Source organism: Protofrankia sp. CiP1_Cm_nod4 (genome assembly GCF_982290645.1).
On the sequence record NZ_CEVIVC010000004.1, the window covers coordinates 1 to 4920 of the forward strand.

A 4920-nucleotide genomic window follows, 5' to 3' on the forward strand; every position below is an offset into this window, starting at 1 on the left:
GGCGGGCGGGGACGTTGACGAGGTGCGCGCGGAGGGTGGTGCCGCGGGCTCGGGCGTGGAACGTCGAGGCCAGCGTGCCCGCGGCACGCAGCAGGTTGTGTGCGAGGGCGGCGAGGGCGAGCCAGGCGGCGTTGGCGGTGAACACCCCGGAGGGCAGGTGGGCGAGCGGTCCGTCGGCGAGGTCGGCGAGGACCTGTTCGATGACGGCGTGGTCGCGGTGCTGGGCTTCGGCCTGGGGCAGGACGAACGGGTTGTCGGTGAACACGGCGTGGTAGCGCCAGGCGGTGGTCCGGTGCTTGCCGCTGGCGAAGGCGGTGTAGGGAACTTCGGTGATCTCGGCGTCGGAGACCCAGGTGCGGTTCGTGTCGTCCCAGACCGCGCGGGGGTAGCGGATCGGCGTCCACAGTCCGTCAGGGACCCCGGCCAGCGCCCGGCGGACCTTGGCGTCGAGCCGGGTCGTGACCGAGAAGTGGGCGCCGCCACGGCGGCAGGCCGACACGAACGCCCCGGAGTAGTAGGCCGAGTCGGCGCGGACGACGAGGGTGCCGGTGGCACCCGCCCGCCGTGCGGTGACGACGGCCTCGGCGACGAACGACGCCGCGCCGCGGGCGGAACCAGCGTTCCCGCCGCGCAGCCGGGTGCCGACGATCACCGGTGCCGCGTGCGGCGTCGACAGCGTGCCGACCAGGGCGTTGAGCCCCCGGACCAGTAGCGACTTCCCGGCGATTTTCGTGTGGCCGAACGCTGCGCCTTGCTTGGCGGGGCCGAACACCCGCCGCTGGCAGGAGTCGACGTCGACGAACGCCAGCGTTTCGGCGCCCGTCAACAGCGGGGCTTCGGCGGCCAGGCCGGCGAGCAGCAGCCGGTTGACCTTGTCGAGCTGGCGGACGTTGCCCCAGTCCAACGCCCGCAGGAACGTCCCCAGCGTCGACGGGGCCCGGACCCCGGTGAAGCTCGCCCACCGCGCCATGGCGCAGAACCTGCATATCGTCGATGCTGTCGGCCCCGGCAACCATGCCCGCTACCAGGCAACCGACCTTCACAGAGGCGTTGACGCCCTTCGGGTCGGCCGGGCGGACGTGCTCGGCCACCAGCTCGGGCAGACCCGCCCGCTCGGCCAGGCGCAGCACCGGGACCAGCCCGGCGCAGGCGATCAGGTCAGCGTCATCGAACCGCGCGTGCGTCCTCGACGCCGCATGCAACAATCGCACTTCGGGAGTGCCCTCTCGAGCTGGTGGACGGAAGCGTAGAGAACTCCCATCCTCCCAGCTCAGAGGGCATTTTCGCGTTCAGGAAACCCAACGGACAGCCATACACAGCGGTGCATCCAGGTTAAGGGTCGCGTCCGTAATGTCTACACGCGTCTGCCAATGTCCTCCGACTTGGACCGATGACTCTCCGTCGTCCACGGTCGTCCACCGACCTTGCTGTCAGCAGCGTGGGAGGCCGAGGTCGCCGTCGACATTGATCTCCTGAAACGTCGCGACCGGCACCCATGTGCCGTCGGTGATATGACCCCAGTTCGACCAGGTCTCCCGATGACCATCGGCGAAGGCGACAGTATAGGCGGCTGCCTGCCGCGTGCAGTCGACCGCGACGCCAAGCCCGTTGGGGAACCAGTACCGGGCGTTTGCGGGGACACTGCTGTGGTTATGCCAGGTGCCGTCGTCCGGACCGGTGCGCGCCCACGTCCCGCCGTAGAACATGTCCTGAATGTGCAGGCCGCGAGGCGCGACGGCCGGCGGCTGGGCGGGCAAGTTCCCGCCAGAGGTATCGGGCGGCGGCACGGTGTCCGTCGACGAACCGGGGGTCGGTGGAACCGAGGTAGTGAAAATCCCGTCCGATGGCGACGCGGTCTCGGCGGCCTTCGCGCGCACCCCGAACCCGTATTCCAATCCGGCGGCCGTCGGCACGAGCTTGGTATCAACGTACAAGTCGAGCAGCCGCCACTCGGTGTCGTAGGCAGTCAGCAGACGGCCGACCAGCGACGCTTTCTTAAGGGCGTCCAGAGTCGCGCCCATCTTCTCGACCGAAGGCTTGTCAAGCCATCCGTAGCTCACAGCGTCCAGGAATGCCTTCTTCACACAGTCGGCCGCTATGATCATCTTCTCGTGGACGGCGGTCGGGTTGCCGAGTGTGTCCGCCGTGACGGTCTCTGCCAGGTAGCTGGTGCAGGCGTTCGTCAGCGGTGCCGCGAGCCGCTCGCCGACCTTCGTCACCAGTTCGCCAGCGACGGCGCTGACCAGGTCAGTAGCCAGCGTCGCGCCGGTGACCGAGACCGGGAACGTGACGTACCGGCCCGCGTCGACTGGCATGACGCCCACCGAGGCGCGACCCAGCGGCGGAAGGTACAAGCCCCTCCCTCCGGCCAGCAGCGCATCCATCAGCTTGTTGCGTGCGTTCTCCAGTGGGGTGTCACCGTCCTGACGCCAGCCCCATTTCACGCCCGATCCGTACCGCAGCACCATCCCGTACGGCCGGTTGTTGACCAGCTGAACGTCGAGGATTCCGTTCTGGCCCTGGGCACAGGCACGCACGGCCAGCGCCGGGTCGTTGCTGACCCCGACCAGAGACGCGACCCAGCCGGGCACGCCCTCAGCCGCAGTGCAACTGGCCTGGTTGGCGCGCTTTCCCACCATCTGACCGACCGCCTGGTTCACCGTCGCGCCGATTCCGGCCCAGTCCCAGGCCCACGGTTGCCACCAGGAGAAATGGGTGGTGGAGGCGGTGACGACGCCCCGGCCCTGGTCGACCGAGGCGGTCACCGGCACCCACTGCCGCGACGCCTCGTCGTAGGTGGCGATCCCCACCGCCGGGGTCTGCAGGCCCTTGGGAATCGGGAACTCAAGGGTGGCACCCGCGCCGAGGTCGCCACCAGACAAGGTCAACTTCACCGGGATGACGAGGCTTCGCCGGCCGTTCGGGTTGGGCGGCGGGTTCGATGTCGCGACCATGAGTTCGCTACCTCTCACCGGCGCGTCCGCGAAGATTACCCGCGCCCCACCGCCCAGCTCAACGACCTTCGCCGCTGGCTGCGTGCCCGCATTAATGGACACCGGGGCCGCCGGCCGCCCCCCACCGCCGTCGGCACTGCCCGAGCGGCCAGAGAGCACGCCGCATGCGGTCAATCCCAGGGCGAGCCATACCAGGATGCTCATACCCGCTATCCAGGCTCGCCACCCACTCCCGTGGCTCCGAAGCTCACGACGCTGGTTGTCCCACACCACCCACCCCCGTTCTCGCCGCATGCCGGAGTCCTCCAGCCAGCCAGAAAGATCAAGGCGCTATGCCCCGTACTCCTTACTGACGGATGACGCTGGCTCGCGTTCCGCCGGGGTAGGGACATGGCGCGTTGTACGACGCGGATATGTGAACCATAGCCAGGTGGAGCGGATGTCAGCTCATGGCTGCGTCCGGTTGCGGCGACCAGCCCCCAACGACCGTTCTGCCACACCTATGGCCGGGATAAGCGCAACGCCCAGCTGATCCCGGAGCTGGCCCTCCTCGCTCGTCGCCGCGCTCGAGCCAGGTCGGACGTCGTGGGCAGCGGTGCTGGACGCGGTCCGACTCGGCCCCGACGACCTCACCGCAGTGATCACCGGGCAGGTCCGGGATGTGGTCAGCTGACTCGCCGCCGCCGGCCGCTACACCGACGGCGACTCGGACACCCTCGCCGTGTTCGATGCAGGCTACGACGTCACCCGCCTGGCCTGGCTGCTCGTAGACCTGCCCATCGACCTCGTTGGCTGGCTGTGCTCCGACCGGGTCTTCTATCTTCGCCGGTCCTATCCCGCTCACCGAAAGCGTCCGGCTGGCCACCCCTGCACGACCCGATCCCGTCTCGCTTCGTCCGGCTCGACGAGTACGCCCAGGCTCCGCGCGAACAGTTCTCCGCGATCGGCAGACTCATACCTGGGCTGACGTTAGCTTGCAGTGGATGACGGTGGCCGGAGTACCGGCGGCCTTGATGGGCCGCACGAGAGCATCAGGGTCACTGGTTAGGATGCGATCGCCGCAGGGCGCTTACGTCGGGATGGCCAGGCCAGGGGCTGCCGCGGCCAGGCCGGGTTCTTCGGCGGTGGCGGCCAGGCGTTTGTCATAGGTCACGAAGGCACTGACTGTTTTCCCTGCCGCGACGAGCTGGTCCGCGGTGGCCAAGGTGGATGGCGTCCAACGACCGTAGGTGAGGGAAGGGGTAGGCGCCCGCGGTGGCCCGGACCGCGTCGTCGATGTCCAGTCGGTCGAGGTGAGCGAGAACGCCGGCCACCGCCGCCAGCCGTGCTGGTTCCTCCCGGCGTAACGCCCGTGGGATCGCTACCTCGGAGAGCTTGGACGTGATCATATGCTCGGCCGGTCGGGCATTGAGCCATTCGGCCAGGGCGTCGCTCTCCGCCTCGGGTCTGATCAGCTTCACGATCGCGGAGGTGTCCAGATAGATCACCAGCGTTCCTCGTCGCGGAGCTGTCTGGTCAGTTCGCCGGCTTCCGGGCCGCTGATCGGTGGCCCCTTCGGGGCGACGAACGGGCCGGTGACGGTGGCCGGGGAGGCCTTGCCCGCCGCGATCAGGTCGTCCAGCTCGCCGGGTGCCGCCGGCACGATGCGGCCGATCACCTTGCCGTGCCGGGTGATCTCGATGGTCTCGCCACGCTCGACACGTGCCAGGACGCCTGCGGTGTCCTGGTTGAGCACCCGCACAGGTACCTGGTCCACCGGTTCATCGTAGTAGGCAGGTAGTAACGCCCTGGTGTCGTCGCGGCGGAGCGCGACAGCCCACAGCGGCCATCCCGGTCGGTCGTCTGTCACCAGCGTCGAGGTTGGTGACGTCGATGTCAGTAACATGGATGTCAGTAACATCGATGTTAGTCTCGATGTGTGCAAGAGGAGTTCGTGGGCCGTGCCGAGGAGCTGGGGCGGCTGAAG

6 protein-coding genes are annotated in these 4920 nt (G+C 68.6%); 2 read left to right on the plus strand and 4 right to left on the minus strand.

Annotated elements, in window-relative coordinates:
• On the minus strand, positions 1–970 hold a 970-nt coding region (locus tag AC5LSR_RS01800; RefSeq protein WP_493468073.1), incomplete at its 3' end, for an IS1380 family transposase.
• Here AC5LSR_RS01800 and AC5LSR_RS01805 point away from each other — a divergent pair.
• Positions 969–1250 (plus strand): hypothetical protein, encoded by a 282-nt coding sequence (locus AC5LSR_RS01805; protein ID WP_493468074.1) that lies wholly within the window; start codon positions 969–971, stop codon positions 1248–1250. The two genes, AC5LSR_RS01800 and AC5LSR_RS01805, sit on opposite strands and share 2 nt — an antisense overlap.
• A gap of 180 nt (positions 1251–1430) precedes the next feature.
• Here AC5LSR_RS01805 and AC5LSR_RS01810 read toward each other — a convergent pair whose 3' ends face one another.
• Positions 1431–3158: a hypothetical protein gene (locus AC5LSR_RS01810; protein WP_493468075.1), complete on the minus strand. Its 1728-nt coding sequence runs from the start codon at positions 3156–3158 to the stop codon at positions 1431–1433.
• A gap of 517 nt (positions 3159–3675) precedes the next feature.
• Here AC5LSR_RS01810 and AC5LSR_RS01815 point away from each other — a divergent pair.
• Complete coding sequence (locus AC5LSR_RS01815) at positions 3676–3921, plus strand: hypothetical protein (RefSeq protein WP_493468076.1); 246 nt, start codon at positions 3676–3678, stop codon at positions 3919–3921.
• Positions 3922–4096: 175 nt separating this feature from the next.
• On the opposite strand, the gene AC5LSR_RS01820 is transcribed toward AC5LSR_RS01815, so the two are convergent.
• Positions 4097–4441: a type II toxin-antitoxin system VapC family toxin gene (locus tag AC5LSR_RS01820; protein ID WP_493468077.1), complete on the minus strand. Its 345-nt coding sequence runs from the start codon at positions 4439–4441 to the stop codon at positions 4097–4099.
• Complete coding sequence (locus tag AC5LSR_RS01825; protein WP_493468078.1) at positions 4438–4839, minus strand: type II toxin-antitoxin system Phd/YefM family antitoxin; 402 nt, start codon at positions 4837–4839, stop codon at positions 4438–4440. The genes AC5LSR_RS01820 and AC5LSR_RS01825 overlap by 4 nt, the downstream gene beginning before the upstream one ends.
• Positions 4840–4920 lie beyond the last annotated feature (81 nt).